The 15,973-nt window shown below is 49.5% G+C and carries 16 protein-coding genes and 1 tRNA gene; 8 read left to right on the forward strand and 9 right to left on the reverse strand.

Annotated features, from left to right (window positions below):
• Positions 1 to 78: 78 nt before the first annotated feature.
• A tRNA-Lys gene (locus tag BEA93_RS11465) sits at positions 79 to 154 on the forward strand.
• A 109-nt stretch (positions 155 to 263) separates the two neighbouring features.
• Here the strand turns inward: BEA93_RS11465 and xapR are convergent.
• The 4 genes from xapR to xapA are packed head-to-tail and all read right to left on the reverse strand — an operon-like array spanning position 264 to position 3,549.
• Entirely contained in the window at positions 264 to 1,148 is an 885-nt protein-coding gene (xapR, locus tag BEA93_RS11470) for a DNA-binding transcriptional regulator XapR (RefSeq protein ID WP_001516822.1), read from the reverse strand.
• 40 nt (positions 1,149 to 1,188) lie between these two features.
• Complete coding sequence (locus tag BEA93_RS11475; RefSeq protein ID WP_000651752.1) at positions 1,189 to 1,347, reverse strand: DUF1427 family protein; 159 nt, start codon at positions 1,345 to 1,347, stop codon at positions 1,189 to 1,191.
• 52 nt (positions 1,348 to 1,399) lie between these two features.
• The gene (xapB, locus tag BEA93_RS11480; protein WP_000020394.1) at positions 1,400 to 2,656 is read right to left on the reverse strand and encodes a xanthosine/proton symporter XapB; all 1,257 of its coding nucleotides are present in this window, start codon (positions 2,654 to 2,656) and stop codon (positions 1,400 to 1,402) included.
• Between the two features lie 59 nt (positions 2,657 to 2,715).
• Positions 2,716 to 3,549, reverse strand: a complete 834-nt coding sequence (gene xapA / locus BEA93_RS11485; RefSeq protein WP_000084579.1) for a xanthosine phosphorylase — start codon at positions 3,547 to 3,549, stop codon at positions 2,716 to 2,718.
• Between the two features lie 248 nt (positions 3,550 to 3,797).
• Here xapA and BEA93_RS11490 point away from each other — a divergent pair, with 248 nt between their 5' ends.
• On the forward strand, positions 3,798 to 4,562 hold the full coding sequence (locus tag BEA93_RS11490) for a nucleoside-specific channel-forming Tsx family protein (RefSeq protein WP_000716416.1): 765 nt from the start codon (positions 3,798 to 3,800) through the stop codon (positions 4,560 to 4,562).
• Between the two features lie 38 nt (positions 4,563 to 4,600).
• On the opposite strand, the gene BEA93_RS11495 is transcribed toward BEA93_RS11490, so the two are convergent.
• Complete coding sequence (locus BEA93_RS11495) at positions 4,601 to 5,527, reverse strand: LysR family transcriptional regulator (RefSeq protein WP_105224844.1); 927 nt, start codon at positions 5,525 to 5,527, stop codon at positions 4,601 to 4,603.
• An 89-nt stretch (positions 5,528 to 5,616) separates the two neighbouring features.
• On the opposite strand from BEA93_RS11495, the gene BEA93_RS11500 reads away from it, so the two are divergent.
• Complete coding sequence (locus tag BEA93_RS11500; protein WP_000765619.1) at positions 5,617 to 6,612, forward strand: bile acid:sodium symporter family protein; 996 nt, start codon at positions 5,617 to 5,619, stop codon at positions 6,610 to 6,612.
• Here BEA93_RS11500 and BEA93_RS11505 read toward each other — a convergent pair.
• From BEA93_RS11505 to zipA, 3 genes are all read right to left on the reverse strand, one after another.
• A complete protein-coding gene (locus BEA93_RS11505; protein ID WP_105224843.1) occupies positions 6,609 to 6,827 on the reverse strand; it encodes a DUF3820 family protein in 219 nt (72 codons plus the stop codon). The two genes, BEA93_RS11500 and BEA93_RS11505, sit on opposite strands and share 4 nt — an antisense overlap.
• A 1-nt stretch (position 6,828) precedes the next feature.
• Positions 6,829 to 8,844, reverse strand: a complete 2,016-nt coding sequence (gene ligA / locus BEA93_RS11510) for an NAD-dependent DNA ligase LigA (protein ID WP_105224842.1) — start codon at positions 8,842 to 8,844, stop codon at positions 6,829 to 6,831.
• Positions 8,845 to 8,914: 70 nt separating this feature from the next.
• Positions 8,915 to 9,907 (reverse strand): cell division protein ZipA, encoded by a 993-nt coding sequence (zipA, locus tag BEA93_RS11515; protein ID WP_105224841.1) that lies wholly within the window; start codon positions 9,905 to 9,907, stop codon positions 8,915 to 8,917.
• Positions 9,908 to 10,136: 229 nt separating this feature from the next.
• Between zipA and cysZ the strand changes: the two genes are divergently transcribed.
• The 5 genes from cysZ (at position 10,137) to crr (ending at position 15,015) form a co-directional block, all read left to right on the forward strand.
• The gene (cysZ, locus tag BEA93_RS11520) at positions 10,137 to 10,898 is read left to right on the forward strand and encodes a sulfate transporter CysZ (RefSeq protein WP_000626012.1); all 762 of its coding nucleotides are present in this window, start codon (positions 10,137 to 10,139) and stop codon (positions 10,896 to 10,898) included.
• Positions 10,899 to 11,081: 183 nt separating this feature from the next.
• Positions 11,082 to 12,053, forward strand: coding sequence for a cysteine synthase A (gene cysK / locus BEA93_RS11530; protein ID WP_000034402.1), 972 nt, complete (start codon positions 11,082 to 11,084; stop codon positions 12,051 to 12,053).
• 382 nt (positions 12,054 to 12,435) lie between these two features.
• Positions 12,436 to 12,693 (forward strand): phosphocarrier protein Hpr, encoded by a 258-nt coding sequence (ptsH, locus tag BEA93_RS11535; protein WP_000487600.1) that lies wholly within the window; start codon positions 12,436 to 12,438, stop codon positions 12,691 to 12,693.
• A gap of 44 nt (positions 12,694 to 12,737) precedes the next feature.
• Positions 12,738 to 14,465 (forward strand): phosphoenolpyruvate-protein phosphotransferase PtsI, encoded by a 1,728-nt coding sequence (gene ptsI / locus BEA93_RS11540; RefSeq protein ID WP_000623129.1) that lies wholly within the window; start codon positions 12,738 to 12,740, stop codon positions 14,463 to 14,465.
• A gap of 40 nt (positions 14,466 to 14,505) precedes the next feature.
• Positions 14,506 to 15,015: a PTS glucose transporter subunit IIA gene (crr, locus tag BEA93_RS11545; RefSeq protein ID WP_000522247.1), complete on the forward strand. Its 510-nt coding sequence runs from the start codon at positions 14,506 to 14,508 to the stop codon at positions 15,013 to 15,015.
• A gap of 42 nt (positions 15,016 to 15,057) precedes the next feature.
• On the opposite strand, the gene pdxK is transcribed toward crr, so the two are convergent.
• Entirely contained in the window at positions 15,058 to 15,909 is an 852-nt protein-coding gene (gene pdxK / locus BEA93_RS11550) for a pyridoxine/pyridoxal/pyridoxamine kinase (RefSeq protein ID WP_016262230.1), read from the reverse strand.
• Positions 15,910 to 15,973: the final 64 nt, after the last annotated feature.

Raw genomic sequence — 15,973 nt, forward strand, 5'->3', positions numbered from 1 at the left:
GTGATTAGCTCAGCTGGGAGAGCACCTCCCTTACAAGGAGGGGGTCGGCGGTTCGATCCCGTCATCACCCACCACTTCGGGTCGTTAGCTCAGTTGGTAGAGCAGTTGACTTTTAATCAATTGGTCGCAGGTTCGAATCCTGCACGACCCACCAATGTAAAAAAGCGCCCTAAAGGCGCTTTTTTGCTATCTGTGATTTGCGAAATTGCCTGATGCGCTTCACTTATCACACCTACTATTTCCGGCAATTCCTGTCCCCTCACCTACTGTGTCAATGCTGCCAACAGCTTAACCATCGCAGGCGTCACCTGCTGTGTTTCATAAACAATATATAAATCCGCAGGGATGCGCTCTTTGAGCGGACGGAAAATGACACCTGGCCAGTTCATTTGTGCGTAGCTGTCCGCTATCAATGTGATACCAATACCCATACTGACCATGGCGAGTACCGTTTGCGGTTCATTAACTTCGCGAATAACAACCGGTGAAAATCCCACCTGCTGGCAAACTCGCTGCAAAAAATCCCAGTCAGTGTACACAGGCGGCATTGTAACAAAATACTCGTCACGTAGCGCCTCCAGTGGGACGGTGGAAAATGATGAGAGATGATGCTCTTCAGGCATCGCCACCAGAAACGCCGATTCATGCAACCGTAAGCTGGTAAAACCTGCCGGTGGTTCTGTCGCCATTCGCCAGATCCCGGCATCGAGTTCACGTCGTTCCAGCAGGGCCATTTGCATCGCGGGCATCTTTTCGCGAAAAAGAACTTCAACGTTAGGATTTTCCCTGAGGAATCGCCGCATAACCGGGCGCATCCGTCCCCACATTGCCGTTCCCACTACGCCGAGTTCAATCCGCCCTGCTTCTCCCCGACCTATTTGTTCAACCCGAGCCAATACATTATTTGCATTCACCAGCAATCGACGCGATTCTTCCATCAAGATTTTGCCCGCGTGTGTCAGTACGACGCTGCGCGAATGGCGAATAAAAAGCTGCGTGCCGAGTTGATTTTCCAGCTCTTTAATATGAATACTGAGCGGAGGCTGAGACATATTTAAACGCGCTGCTGCGCGGCCAAAATGCAACTCTTCCGCTACGGCAAGAAAATAACGGAGCAACTTAAGATCTGTTCTGTATACGCGTTCCATAATTAAGTGCTCCATATAATAAATACATCGTATTAAATTATCATGGCATAAAGTATTTCACCACCAGATATCCGACATACATAAACACAATGGATAATATACCCGGTAATACATTTGGTACAGGAATAGGCAAGCGCACGATTGTAAATAAAGCACCAATACCAAAACCAACGCCGGAAGAAAATAAAATATCTTTCACTAATTAACCTTTATCATAAAAGCAGCTCTGAAGAGCAGAGCTGCGAATCCTTTTAATGAGTCACCGCTTGATGCTTTATCTTTTCAGGGTCATGATTATATTTAAACCCAAAGAAAAATATCACTGCGAGAAAAAGAGCATATCCTGCAAACACCAGCCAGATAGTTTGCCAGTCTTTTACGCCATCTACCGAGAAGTAATCTACTGCCATACCACTCAGAATCGAGCCAACCCATGCGCCGACACCATTTACCATGGTCATAAAGAGCCCCTGCGCGCTGGCACGGATGCTGGAATCAACTTCCTGTTCGACAAATACCGAACCAGAAATATTGAAGAAATCAAATGCACAGCCGTAAACAATCATCGACAGCAGCAGCAAAATAAAGCCGGTTGGTGACGGATCTCCATAGGCGAAGAAGCCAAAGCGCAGCGTCCAGGCCACCATACTCATCAGCATGACGGTTTTGATGCCAAAACGCTTCAAAAAGAACGGAATCGTCAAAATGAAACCGACTTCAGCCATCTGTGAAACTGACAGTAAAATGGAGGGATATTTCACCACGAAGCTATCAGCAAACTCCGGGTTACGGGCGAAATCATGCAGGAATGGATTACCAAAAACGTTGGTAATTTGCAGTACCGCACCCAGCATCATGGCAAAGAGGAAAAAGATGGCCATGCGTGGATTTTTAAACAGCACGAAAGCATCCAGACCCAGCTTGCTGGCAAGCGACGTGGTCGATTTTTTCTCCGCAACCGGAATCTTAGGCAAAGTCAGCGCATAAGCCGACAGCAGCAATGACGCACCAGACGCAACATACAACTGCAGGCTGCTCAATTCCAGATGCAGTAAGCTGACCGCCCACATCGCGACAATAAATCCTACCGTACCAAAAACGCGAATGGGCGGGAAAGCAGATACGGGGTCAAGCCCTGCCTGAGCAAGACAGGAATACGAGACGCTGTTCGATAATGCGATAGTCGGCATAAATGCCATCGCATTAATTAACATCACCCAAAACATCGTATCCGGATCACTCACCGACGCCGCATAAAAAAGTACACCAGCGCACACCAGATGACACAGCATATATGCACGTTCAGCGCGCAGCCATTTGTCCGCGATGATCCCCATAATACCGGGCATAATGATCGCAGCGATACCTTTGGAGCTATAGACCATACCGACGTTCGCGCCGGTGAAATGAAGGGTATTAATCATGTAAGATCCAAGGGTAACCAACCAGCTCCCCCAGATAAAATATTGCAAAAAGGACATTACCTTTAAGCGCATAGCGATGCTCATAATCGTTTCCTTGTCGCATCATATGGCCTCACCCGCGAGGCCGTTTCTTATTGTTTTTCTCAGGCAATTTTGCGCAGAAAGCCGCAAATAAGGTTGATGAAGTTCTGCTTAGAGAGCTCCGCAGCCGCCAGCGTTTGGGCATGTGACAATTTCACATCGCTTAAACCTTCCGCCATATTGGTAATCGCAGAGACCGCAACTACTTTAAGGTCGCAATGGCGAGCTGAAATAACCTCAGGCACCACAGACATACCAACAACATCCCCACCAATAATTTGCATCATGCGAATTTCCGCCGCAGTCTCGAAATTCGGCCCCGGATACGAGACGAACACGCCCTCCGTCAGAGGGAATCCCTCTTCTTTCGCCACTTTTTGTAACAGTGCGCGGTATTCCGCATCGTAGGCATTTGCCAGTGAGAAGAAACGCTCTCCAAAACGATCATCGTTAAGACCCACCATCGGCGTACCTGGCATGGTGTTGATATGATCTTTCAATGCGACCAGGCTGCCTGCCCCCACTTCCGGACGCAGTGAGCCTGCCGCATTGGTGCAGAACAGTAGCTCGCAGCCCAGCAGCTTAAAGGTACGAATTGCGTCAGTCATGATGGTCATTCCACGACCCTCGTAGAAATGTCCGCGACCTTTCATACATACCACCGGTACGCCCTGGAGATGGCCCAGCACTAACTCCCCCGCATGACCATGTACCGTACTTACCGGGAAACCTGGCAGCTTTTCGTAGGAAATTGCGACAGCGTTCTCAATCTGATCGGCCAGCGCGCCCAGCCCGGAACCTAAAATAAAGGCCACTCGTGGCGTGAAATTAGGTTTATAAGTCTTGATAATATCTACGCAAAACAGCGAGTTATGAGAAAATTGAACCTGAGACATATATATCCTTTTTCTGTAGGGTGGAATCTAACGCCTTTTTATAGCGAGGTTGTCCCGGTTCTTACCAATACACTTTTCTCACGCATTCAATAGCGATTCGATATCGATGGATTTATATCTTTTCTCTATTAATCAATGGTAAAAACTGTATTGGCGATATTAATTCCTTTGCATTAACAATATATCGTTTTTAACAAACCACTTTATTAAGCAATCTACTAATAACGATCAGCATAGGGATTTATGCTATGAAAAAACATCTTTTAACTCTGACTCTATCCTCTATATTAGCGATACCTGTTATATCTCATGCAGAATTTAAAGGCGGTTTTGCAGATATCGGCGTGCATTATCTGGACTGGACCAGTCGGACTACCGAAAAATCGTCAACAAAATCACACAAAGATGATTTTGGTTATCTTGAAATTGAAGGTGGCGCTAACTTTAATTGGGGAGAAATGTACGGGTTCTTCGACTGGGAAAACTTCTATAACGGTCGCCATAATAAACCAGGTAGCGAGCAGCGTTATACCTTTAAAAATACCAACCGTATTTACCTGGGTGACACCGGATTTAATCTTTACCTGCACGCGTATGGTACCTACGGATCTGCAAATCGCGTGAATTTCCACGACGATATGTTCCTGTACGGTGTCGGCTACAATTTCACCGGCAGCGGTTGGTGGTTCAAACCGTTCTTTGCTAAGCGTTATACAGATCAAACCTATTACACTGGCAACAACGGCTATGTAGCCGGCTGGGTTGCAGGTTACAACTTTATGCTGGGCAGTGAGAAATTCACTCTCACCAACTGGAACGAGTACGAGTTTGACCGTGACGCTACCTATGCGACGGGTAATGGCGGTAAAGAAGGGCTGAACGGCGCAGTTGCACTGTGGTGGAATGCAACATCACACATCACTACGGGGATTCAGTATCGATATGCGGATGACAAACTGGGCGAAGATTTTTACCAGGATGCGATAATCTACTCCATCAAATTTAACTTCTGATTGATTACTGCCGGGGCTCCCGGCAGTATGAATTCATTCTATATCTGATACAACGGATCCCCTTCCCGCTCAGCCATTAGCGCATGACCCTGGTCTCGTACCACATCCCATAACGCTTCAGCGGCAGTGGAAAGTGAACGGTTCTTCCTGCACACCAACATCAACTGGCGTTCCACCACCGGCGTAATACGCTTTACCACCAGTGGGCTACCTTCAGGTAATGGCAGCGCCAGTGCGGGAAGAATACTGATGCCGATGCCTGCGGCTACCATCGGGAACAACGTCGCCGGATGACCAATCTCCTGCACAATATTCGCCTGAATACCGTTGCGCGCCAGCGCTGCATCAATCAGCGGTCGGCTGCCTGACGCGTAATCCTGCAACACCAGTTTCGCTCCCTGTAATGCCTGCCAGGCTACATAATCTTCCGCGGCCAGAGAGCTATCGCGATGGCAAAGCAAGAAGAAAGGCTCGGAAAGAATCGCTTCACATTGCAGATCGCCCACTGGGCCTGGATCGATGACGATGCCAAAATCGACATCTCCCTGGCGAATACTTTCCATCACCCACTGCTGCGGACGATCGTGCAGGACAAACTGAATATCTGGATAGCGGCGATGGCTTTCAGCAATGCATTGCGGAATAAGATGCGCGGAAATGGTCTGGCTGGCAGCGACCCGAACTTTTCCGCTCAGTTGTTGCCCCATACGCCCGGTATCGCGCAACGTGCTGTTTAGTTCATCCAGCAGTCGCTCAAGACGCAAAGCCAACTGCAGCCCTGCATCTGTAAGCACCACTTCACGCGTGGTTCTGTCCAGCAGGCGAACACCTGTATGGTTTTCCAGCTCCTTCACACTGTGACTCACTGCCGACTGGCTCAGGCCAATACGCTCTCCTGCGCGACTAAAACTTTTCTCCTGCGCTACTGTGACGAAAACCTTTAATTGTTTTAAAGAATAATTCATCTATTTTCTTCATAAATGGATGCAATAAATCAATTTTATTTCTCAAACTGGAAGAAGCACAATAGAACCATCGATCATCTGGAGTCTTTATGAAACTTTTTCGTATCCTCGATCCTTTCACCTTAACCCTGATCACAGTGGTATTACTGGCTTCCTTCTTCCCGGCCAGAGGCGATTTCGTCCCGTTCTTTGAAAATCTGACTACGGCAGCTATTGCCCTGCTGTTCTTTATGCACGGCGCAAAATTGTCGCGTGAAGCGATTATCGCTGGCGGTAGTCACTGGCGGCTACATTTGTGGGTAATGTGCAGCACCTTCGTGCTGTTCCCAATTCTGGGCGTACTGTTTGCCTGGTGGAAACCGGTAAATGTCGACCCGATGCTCTACTCCGGTTTTCTCTATCTGTGCATTCTTCCGGCTACCGTGCAGTCCGCAATTGCCTTTACCTCAATGGCGGGTGGTAATGTCGCGGCTGCAGTTTGCTCTGCGTCAGCATCCAGTCTGCTGGGGATTTTCCTTTCGCCGTTGCTGGTTGGTGTGGTGATGAATGTTCACGGTGCAGAGGGTAGCCTCGAGCAGGTCGGTAAGATTATGCTGCAACTGTTGCTGCCGTTTGTGTTGGGGCATCTTTCCCGCCCGTGGATTGGTAACTGGGTGGCGCGCAATAAAAAGTGGATTGCGAAAACCGATCAAACATCCATTCTGTTGGTGGTTTATACGGCATTTAGCGAAGCAGTCGTTAACGGTATCTGGCATAAAGTCGGCTGGGGATCGCTATTGTTTATTGTGGTGGTTAGTTGCGTGCTGTTGGCTATTGTGATTGTGATTAACGTCTTTATGGCGCGCCGACTGGGTTTCAATAAGGCGGATGAAATCACTATCGTCTTCTGTGGCTCGAAAAAGAGTCTGGCGAATGGTATCCCAATGGCAAACATTCTGTTCCCGACATCGGTGATCGGTATGATGGTGCTGCCATTGATGATTTTCCATCAGATCCAACTGATGGTTTGCGCGGTACTGGCGCGTCGTTACAAGCGCCAGACCGGGCAGTTACAGTCGCAGCAGGAAAGCCACGGAAAGGTTTAAAGCGGGCGTTTCAGGGGCTGGACCAGTTGCGTCAGCCCCTCCGTTTTAATCAGCAGCGTGATTTGCATTAGCTCACCGAGTTTCCCTGCCGGAAATTCATCTTTGCGGGCAAACCACAGCAGATACTCCTCCGGCAGGTCAATTAAGCGACGCCCTTTGTACTTGCCAAACGGCATTATCGTATTGGCTATTTCAAGCAACTGCTCTTTTTCCATCTCAGTTGCCCAGCAAACGCAGCATTTCAGCTTCGTCGATCACTTCAATGCCCAGTTCCTGCGCTTTCGCCAGTTTAGAACCTGCGGCTTCTCCGGCAATCACCAGGTCGGTTTTCTTCGACACGCTGCCCGCCACTTTCGCGCCCAGTTCGACCAGGCGAGCTTTAGCGTCATCACGCGACATCTGACTTAAGCTACCCGTGAGCACCACCGTTTTACCAGCAAACGGGCTGTCGATCTCTTCCGCGTTGATGACTACCGGCGCAGGCCAGTGAACGCCTTCCGCCAGCAGTTCACTGATGACATTACGGTTACTTTCTTCGGCAAAGAAGTTGTGCACATGAGATGCGACGACAATTCCAACATCGGGCACTTTTTGCAGCTCTTCAATCGAAGCCGCTTCCAGCGCTTCCAGCGTGCCGAAATATGCCGCCAGACCTGATGCCGTTGCCTCACCGACTTCGCGGATGCCAAGCGCATAAAGGAAGCGGGCAAAGGTGGTTTCTTTCGCTTTTTTCAGTGCGTTAACCACGTTTTGCGCCGATTTCGGCCCCATTCTCTCCAGCCCGGTGAGCTTACCCGCCGTTAACTTGAACAGATCCGCAGGCGTATGGACATATTCTTTTTCAACCAACTGGTCGATGATTTTGTCTCCCATACCGTCAACGTCCATCGCGCGACGGGAAACAAAGTGTTTCAGCGACTCTTTACGCTGAGCGGCGCAAATCAAACCACCAGTACAGCGAGCCACAGCCTCGCCTTCCACTCGTTCCACGTCAGAACCGCATACCGGGCAATGCGTCGGGAATACTACCTCACGAGTATCTTCCGGGCGTTCAGAAAGCACCACGTTAACCACTTGCGGGATCACGTCGCCAGCACGGCGAATCACCACTTTATCGCCAATACGTAAGCCAAGACGTTCGATTTCATCGGCATTGTGTAGGGTGGCGTTGCTCACCAGCACACCCGCGACATGGACAGGTTCGAGACGTGCAACAGGCGTAATCGCGCCAGTACGCCCAACCTGAAACTCGACGTCACGCACAAAAGTCATCTGCTCCTGTGCCGGAAATTTAAACGCCACTGCCCAACGAGGGGCGCGCGCAACAAAGCCAAGCTGTTCCTGCTGCGCCAGGGAGTTGACCTTAATTACCACGCCGTCGATATCAAAGCCCAGCGTCGGGCGGTCTTCTTCTACTTTATGGTAGAACGCCAGCACCTCTTCCGCCGATTCGCATAACGTGACGCGATCGCTGACCGGTAATCCCCACTTTTTAAATTGCAGTAAACGACCAAGATGAGTATCTGGCAGCTCACCGCCTTCCAGCACGCCAACGCCGTAGCAGAAGAAAGTGAGCGGCCGCTTGGCTGTGATACGCGGATCAAGCTGACGCAATGAACCTGCCGCCGCATTACGTGGGTTAGCAAACACTTTTCCGCCCGTGCGTCGCGCATCTTCGTTGATCTTTTCGAAGCCCGCCTGCGGCAGGAACACTTCACCACGCACTTCCAGACGCGCCGGGATATTCTCACCGTGTAGTTTCAGCGGAATGGCGCGAATAGTACGGACGTTAGATGTGATGTCTTCCCCGGTAGTGCCATCGCCACGGGTTGCTGCACTCACCAGTACGCCATTCTCATACAGTATGCTGACGGCAAGGCCATCGAGCTTCAGCTCACAGCACCAGGTCACTTTTTCGTTACTTTTCAGACGATCCTGAACGCGTTTGTTGAAAGCAAGAAAACTCTCTTCATCAAAAACGTTATCCAGCGACAGCATCGGTACTTCATGACGGATCTGGCTGAAAGCCGCTAACGGTGCTGCACCTACACGTTGAGTGGGTGAATCAGGGGTAATCAGTTCTGGATGTTTGGCTTCCAGCTCGCGCAGTTCGCGCATCAGGCGATCGTATTCAGCGTCAGGAATTTCCGGCGCATCCATCACATGATAAAGATATTCATGATGACGAAGCACCGTTCGCAGTTCTGTCAGTTGTTGTTCGATTGATTCCATATCGCACCATCAATGCTAAAAACCCCCGACAAGCGGGGGTTCGAAGAGAAGTTGATTTAATTTAAGTGTATCAGGCGTTAGCGTCTTTCACTTCGCGGATGATGTCCTGATACTCGCGCAGTTTCTGCGGAGTCATCATACGGCGCTGATCATCAAGCACCACGCCGCCCACTTCATCAGCGATATGCTGCGCAGATTGCAGCATCAGCTTGAAGTTTTGCAGTTCATCACCATAAGACGGCACCTGCATAAAGATAGTGACACCCGGTGTAGTGAAATCCTTTATTTCAGGATCAAATGTTCCCGGTTTCACCATATTCGCCAGGCTGAATAACGCCGGGCCACTGCCGTCCGGGCTAAGATGACGATGGTAAATATTCATATCGCCAAAGATAAAGCCCGCCTGCTGAATGCTGTTAAGAAGCAGTTCACCATTCAGCTCGTTACCGTGATGCGCTGCGACGTTCATAATGATCACCGCTTCTTTGCGCTTCGGCTTATCCATGACAGGCACCGGTTCAGCCACAGGCTCAGGCTGCGGTGCTGCTACGGGTTCCGCAGCCTGGAAAGCCTGCTGCGCCGGTTGTGGCGCTGGCTGTGTCGGCTGCGGAGCTGACTGTACCTGCGAAGCAACAGGCTGTTCAGGCTGCGGCGGGTAGGCCGGCTGCTGTACTGGCTGTGGTTGCTGAACAGGATGCGCTGAATGCGGAGCATGTTGCGGCGATACCTGCGCTTCAGGCGGCTGCTGAACCGGTTGACGCGGCTGCGCAGACGCATAAGGCGGTTGGTACTGGTGTTGCGGCGACGGACGAGCAGCCTCATGCTCCTGGGCGTTAGCCGGGGCATGATTTACGCGGTGAACACGAACCTCACCAACGCCCTCATCATCTTCGACATCCTCGTCATAAGAATCGTCGTCACGTTTTGACTTCATTCGTTTTAATGGCCGATCGCGGAACATAGAAGATCGTTCTTTACGGCTGGTCCAGAAACCATGTACCAGTAAAGCGATTATGGCGATCGCGCCAACAATGATTAATATCAGACGCAAATCCTGCATCATTATATTCTCTGTTGTTCTAACACCTTGCCACCACGGCAAACATTTACTCACTAAGAGTATTTGCCGATTACCTCAAGTGCAAGTGCACTCTTAACTTTCACAGCACAAAGATAGATGAAATCGTGCTTTTTGCTGTTTTTTCGAACATATCCTAACTGTCCATTGCGCAATTACCCGGTAAAATACGCAGAATTTTCCTGGGATTGGTCAAAAGGAGCATATCCTGATTATGATTTCAACATTCACATCTTCCCCACGCAGCGGTTTTTACTATTTTGCGCAAGGCTGGAAGCTCGTCTCGCAACCCGGGATTCGGCGTTTTGTTATTTTACCTCTGTTGGTCAATATTTTGTTGATGGGAAGTGCATTCTGGTGGCTCTTTACTCAACTGGATGCCTGGATCCCATCATTAATGAGCCACGTGCCTGACTGGCTGCAATGGTTGAGCTATTTGCTGTGGCCTGTCGCGGTTATCTCCGTTCTACTGGTTTTTGGCTATTTTTTCTCAACTATTGCGAACTGGATTGCCGCACCGTTTAACGGTTTATTGGCTGAACAGTTGGAAGCCAGGCTGACAGGCGCTACGCCGCCGGATACCGGCATCTTTGGCATCATGAAAGATGTGCCGCGAATTATGAAACGCGAATGGCAAAAATTTGCCTGGTATCTGCCACGCGCCATCGTATTGCTGATCCTCTACTTCATCCCGGGCATCGGGCAAACCGTCGCGCCAGTACTGTGGTTCCTGTTCAGTGCCTGGATGTTAGCCATTCAGTACTGCGACTATCCGTTCGACAACCACAAAGTGCCGTTCAAAGAGATGCGCACTGCCCTGCGCACGCGCAAAATCACCAATATGCAGTTTGGCGCATTAACCAGCCTGTTCACGATGATCCCGGTGCTCAACCTGTTCATCATGCCAGTGGCCGTCTGTGGCGCGACAGCAATGTGGGTCGATTGTTATCGCGCTAAACATGCATTGTGGAAGTAACAGTCTCCTGGTTATTTTGTAAACTTTTTGTATGGAAGAGGGGTGGCTTATGCCACCCTTATTCCATCTTGCAAGCCATTATTTCCCTTCTGCATATAGATATGCTAAATCCTTACTTCCGCATATTCTCTGAGCGGGTATGCTACCTGTTGTATCCCAATTTCATACAGTTAAGGACAGGCCATGAGTAAGATTTTTGAAGATAACTCGCTGACTATCGGTCACACACCGCTGGTTCGCCTGAATCGCATCGGTAACGGACGTATTCTGGCGAAGGTGGAATCTCGTAACCCCAGCTTCAGCGTTAAGTGCCGTATCGGTGCCAATATGATTTGGGATGCCGAAAAACGCGGCGTGCTGAAACCCGGCGTTGAATTGGTTGAACCAACCAGCGGCAACACAGGTATTGCTCTGGCTTATGTGGCTGCCGCTCGCGGTTACAAACTCACCCTGACTATGCCAGAAACCATGAGTATTGAACGCCGCAAACTGCTGAAAGCTCTGGGCGCAAACCTGGTGTTGACCGAAGGCGCGAAAGGCATGAAAGGCGCAATTCAAAAAGCAGAAGAAATTGTCGCCAGCAACCCAGAAAAATATCTGCTGCTGCAACAATTCAGCAACCCGGCGAATCCAGAAATTCATGAAAAAACCACCGGTCCGGAGATCTGGGAAGATACCGATGGTCAGGTTGATGTATTTATTGCTGGTGTCGGTACTGGCGGTACGCTGACCGGCGTCAGCCGCTACATTAAAGGCACCAAAGGCAAGACTGATCTCATCTCTGTCGCCGTTGAGCCAACCGACTCTCCCGTTATCGCCCAGGCGCTGGCAGGTGAAGAAATCAAACCCGGCCCGCATAAAATCCAGGGCATAGGTGCTGGCTTTATCCCGGCTAACCTTGATCTTAAACTGGTCGATAAAGTTATTGGCATCACCAATGAAGAAGCTATCTCTACCGCACGTCGTCTGATGGAAGAAGAAGGCATTCTTGCTGGGATCTCTTCTGGCGCGGCGGTTGCCGCTGCATTGAAGCTGCAAGAAGATGAAAGCTTTACCAATAAGAATATTGTGGTTATTCTGCCATCATCGGGTGAACGTTATTTAAGCACTGCATTATTTGCCGATCTCTTTACCGAGAAAGAATTGCAACAGTAATGCCAGGTTGTTAGAAATGCGTAAAAAAGCACCTTTTTAGGTGCTTTTTTGTGGCCTACTTCAAATTTTCGCCCCTCCTGGCATTGATTCAGCCTGTCGGAACTGGTATTTAACCTGACTAATTATTTTGATGCGCGAAATTAATCGTTACAGGAAAAGCCTTAGCTGAATCGATTTTATGATTTGGTTCAATTCTTCCTTTAGCGGCATAATGTTTAATGATGAACGAAACGTCAGCGGCCAACATCCGCCAGCAATGGACTGCATAGAACACTTCGTGCGTCGCGTCTGTTAAAACTGGCGCTAACAATACAGGCTAAAGTCAAACCGCCAGGCTAGACTTTAGTTCCACAACACTAAACCTATAAGTTGGGGAAATACAATGTTCCAGCAAGAAGTTACCATTACCGCTCCGAACGGTCTGCACACCCGCCCTGCTGCCCAGTTTGTAAAAGAAGCTAAGGGCTTCACTTCTGAAATTACTGTGACTTCCAACGGCAAAAGCGCCAGCGCAAAAAGCCTGTTTAAACTGCAGACTCTGGGCCTGACTCAAGGGACCGTTGTGACTATCTCCGCTGAAGGCGAAGACGAACAGAAAGCGGTTGAACATCTGGTTAAACTGATGGCGGAACTCGAGTAATTTCCCGGGTTCTTTTAAAAATCAGTCACAAGTAAGGTAGGGTTATGATTTCAGGCATTTTAGCATCCCCGGGTATCGCTTTCGGTAAAGCTCTGCTTCTGAAAGAAGACGAAATCGTCATTGACCGGAAAAAAATTTCTGCCGACCAGGTTGATCAGGAAGTTGAACGTTTTCTGAGCGGTCGTGCCAAGGCATCAGCCCAGCTTGAAACGATCAAAACGAAAGCTGGTGAAACGTTCGGTGAAGAAAAAGAAGCCATCTTTGAAGGGCATATCATGCTGCTCGAAGATGAGGAGCTGGAGCAGGAAATCATAGCCCTGATTAAAGATAAGCACATGACGGCTGACGCTGCTGCTCATGAAGTTATTGAAGGTCAGGCTTCTGCCCTGGAAGAACTGGATGATGAATACCTGAAAGAACGTGCGGCTGACGTGCGTGATATCGGTAAGCGCCTGCTGCGCAACATCCTGGGTCTGAAGATTATCGACCTGAGCGCGATTCAGGATGAAGTCATTCTGGTTGCCGCTGACCTGACGCCGTCCGAAACCGCACAGTTGAACCTGAAGAAGGTACTGGGTTTCATCACCGACGCGGGTGGCCGTACTTCCCACACCTCAATCATGGCACGCTCTCTGGAACTGCCAGCCATTGTGGGTACTGGTAGCGTCACCTCTCAGGTGAAAAATGACGACTATCTGATTCTGGATGCCGTAAATAATCAGGTTTACGTCAATCCAACCAACGAAGTTATCGATAAATTGCGCGCTGTTCAGGAGCAAGTAGCTTCTGAAAAAGCAGAGCTTGCTAAGCTGAAAGATCTGCCAGCCATTACGCTGGACGGTCACCAGGTAGAAGTGTGCGCTAACATCGGTACTGTTCGTGACGTTGAAGGTGCAGAACGTAATGGCGCTGAAGGCGTTGGTCTGTATCGCACCGAATTCCTGTTCATGGACCGCGACGCGCTGCCGACTGAAGAAGAACAGTTCGCGGCCTACAAAGCTGTGGCTGAAGCGTGTGGCTCGCAGGCGGTTATTGTTCGTACCATGGACATTGGCGGCGACAAAGAGCTGCCGTACATGAACTTCCCGAAAGAAGAGAACCCGTTCCTCGGCTGGCGTGCTATCCGTATCGCGATGGATCGTAAAGAGATTCTGCGCGATCAGCTCCGCGCTATCCTGCGTGCCTCTGCTTTCGGCAAATTGCGCATCATGTTCCCGATGATCATCTCTGTTGAAGAAGTACGCGCACTGCGCAAAGAGATTGAAATCTACAAACAGGAACTGCGCGACGAAGGTAAAGCGTTTGACGAATCAATTGAAATTGGCGTGATGGTGGAAACACCGGCTGCCGCAACAATTGCGCGTCATTTAGCCAAAGAAGTTGATTTCTTTAGTATCGGCACCAATGATTTAACGCAGTACACTCTGGCAGTTGACCGTGGTAATGATATGATTTCACACCTTTACCAGCCAATGTCACCGTCCGTGCTGAACTTGATCAAGCAAGTTATTGATGCTTCTCATGCTGAAGGCAAATGGACTGGCATGTGTGGTGAGCTTGCTGGCGATGAACGTGCTACACTTCTGTTGCTGGGGATGGGTCTGGACGAATTCTCTATGAGCGCCATTTCTATCCCGCGCATTAAGAAGATTATCCGTAACACGAACTTCGAAGATGCGAAGGTGTTAGCAGAGCAGGCTCTTGCTCAACCGACAACGGACGAGTTAATGACGCTGGTTAACAAGTTCATTGAAGAAAAAACAATCTGCTAATCCACGAGATGCGGCCCAATTTACTGCTTAGGAGAAGATCATGGGTTTGTTCGATAAACTGAAATCTCTGGTTTCTGATGACAAAAAAGATACCGGAACTATTGAGATCATTGCTCCGCTCTCTGGCGAGATCGTCAATATCGAAGACGTGCCGGATGTCGTTTTTGCGGAAAAAATCGTTGGTGATGGTATTGCTATCAAACCAACTGGCAACAAAATGGTAGCTCCGGTTGACGGCACCATTGGTAAAATCTTTGAAACCAACCACGCGTTCTCTATCGAATCTGATAGCGGCGTTGAGTTGTTCGTCCACTTCGGTATCGACACCGTTGAACTGAAAGGCGAAGGCTTCAAGCGTATTGCTGAAGAAGGTCAGCGCGTAAAAGTTGGCGATACTGTTATTGAATTCGATCTGCCGCTGCTGGAAGAGAAAGCCAAGTCAACCCTGACTCCGGTTGTTATCTCCAACATGGACGAAATCAAAGAACTGATCAAACTGTCCGGTAGCGTGACTGTGGGTGAAACCCCGGTTATCCGCATCAAGAAGTAATTCTTGCCACAGTGAAAAATGGCGCCCGTGGGCGCCATTTTTTTATGCTTCCGCCAGCGGCGGCAAAATCAATTCATCGCTTTCATACTGCTGGGTATAACACATCACCTCCAGCACGCGTAAACCTGCGCTGTGCACTGCGTCGGTTAACGCCTTCCCTTTCAGTAATCCACTGATAAGTTGAGCGCAAAACAGATCGCCAGTACCTTTAAGATCCGTTTTTACCCGAGAGTGGGAAATGACATTCACGCTATCGGCACTGACCACCACCACCTGCATATCCTGATTGTCTTCATTGCCGGAAGCGCTGGTAATAACCACCCATTTTAATGTCTCTGAAAGCAAACTTTTTGCTGCGGCAATGGCGCTGTCGAGATCGCGGCAGTTTTTACCGGTCAGGATTTCCAGCTCAAAGATATTTGGCGTAATCCCCTGCGCCAGTGGCAGTAAATATTGCCGATACGCATCGGGAAGGTCAGGTTTGACGTAAATACCACTATCAATATCGCCAATCACCGGATCGACCATAATCAGCAAGTCAGGATGCTCTTCGCGTAAGACTGTCAGCCATTCGGCAAGGATTCTAATTTGTGACGCTGTCCCCATATAGCCCGTAGTCACCGCACGTAACTTACGCAGCGCATCACGCTCTTTCAGTGCGCGCAAATAACCGCTAAACCACTCGTCCGGAATCGCACCACCGTAGAACGTGTCATAATGCGGCGTATTACTCAGCAACACGGTCGGTACGGCAAAGACATTCAGGCCGTTCTGTTTAATGGCAGGCACGGCAATGCTGTTGCCTACGCTGCCATACACCACCTGCGACTGCACGGCGACGATATCCGCCTGCAACGCCCTGCTCTTATCGTTAAACAACAACAAACTACTCATTTAATAATTTCTCCTTGCCGATGATCCCCATCGTACCCCAACCGAAACTTTACCTGATTCTGGC

This window comes from Escherichia sp. MOD1-EC5950 (genome assembly GCF_002965345.1).
Classification (GTDB): domain Bacteria; phylum Pseudomonadota; class Gammaproteobacteria; order Enterobacterales; family Enterobacteriaceae; genus Escherichia; species Escherichia marmotae.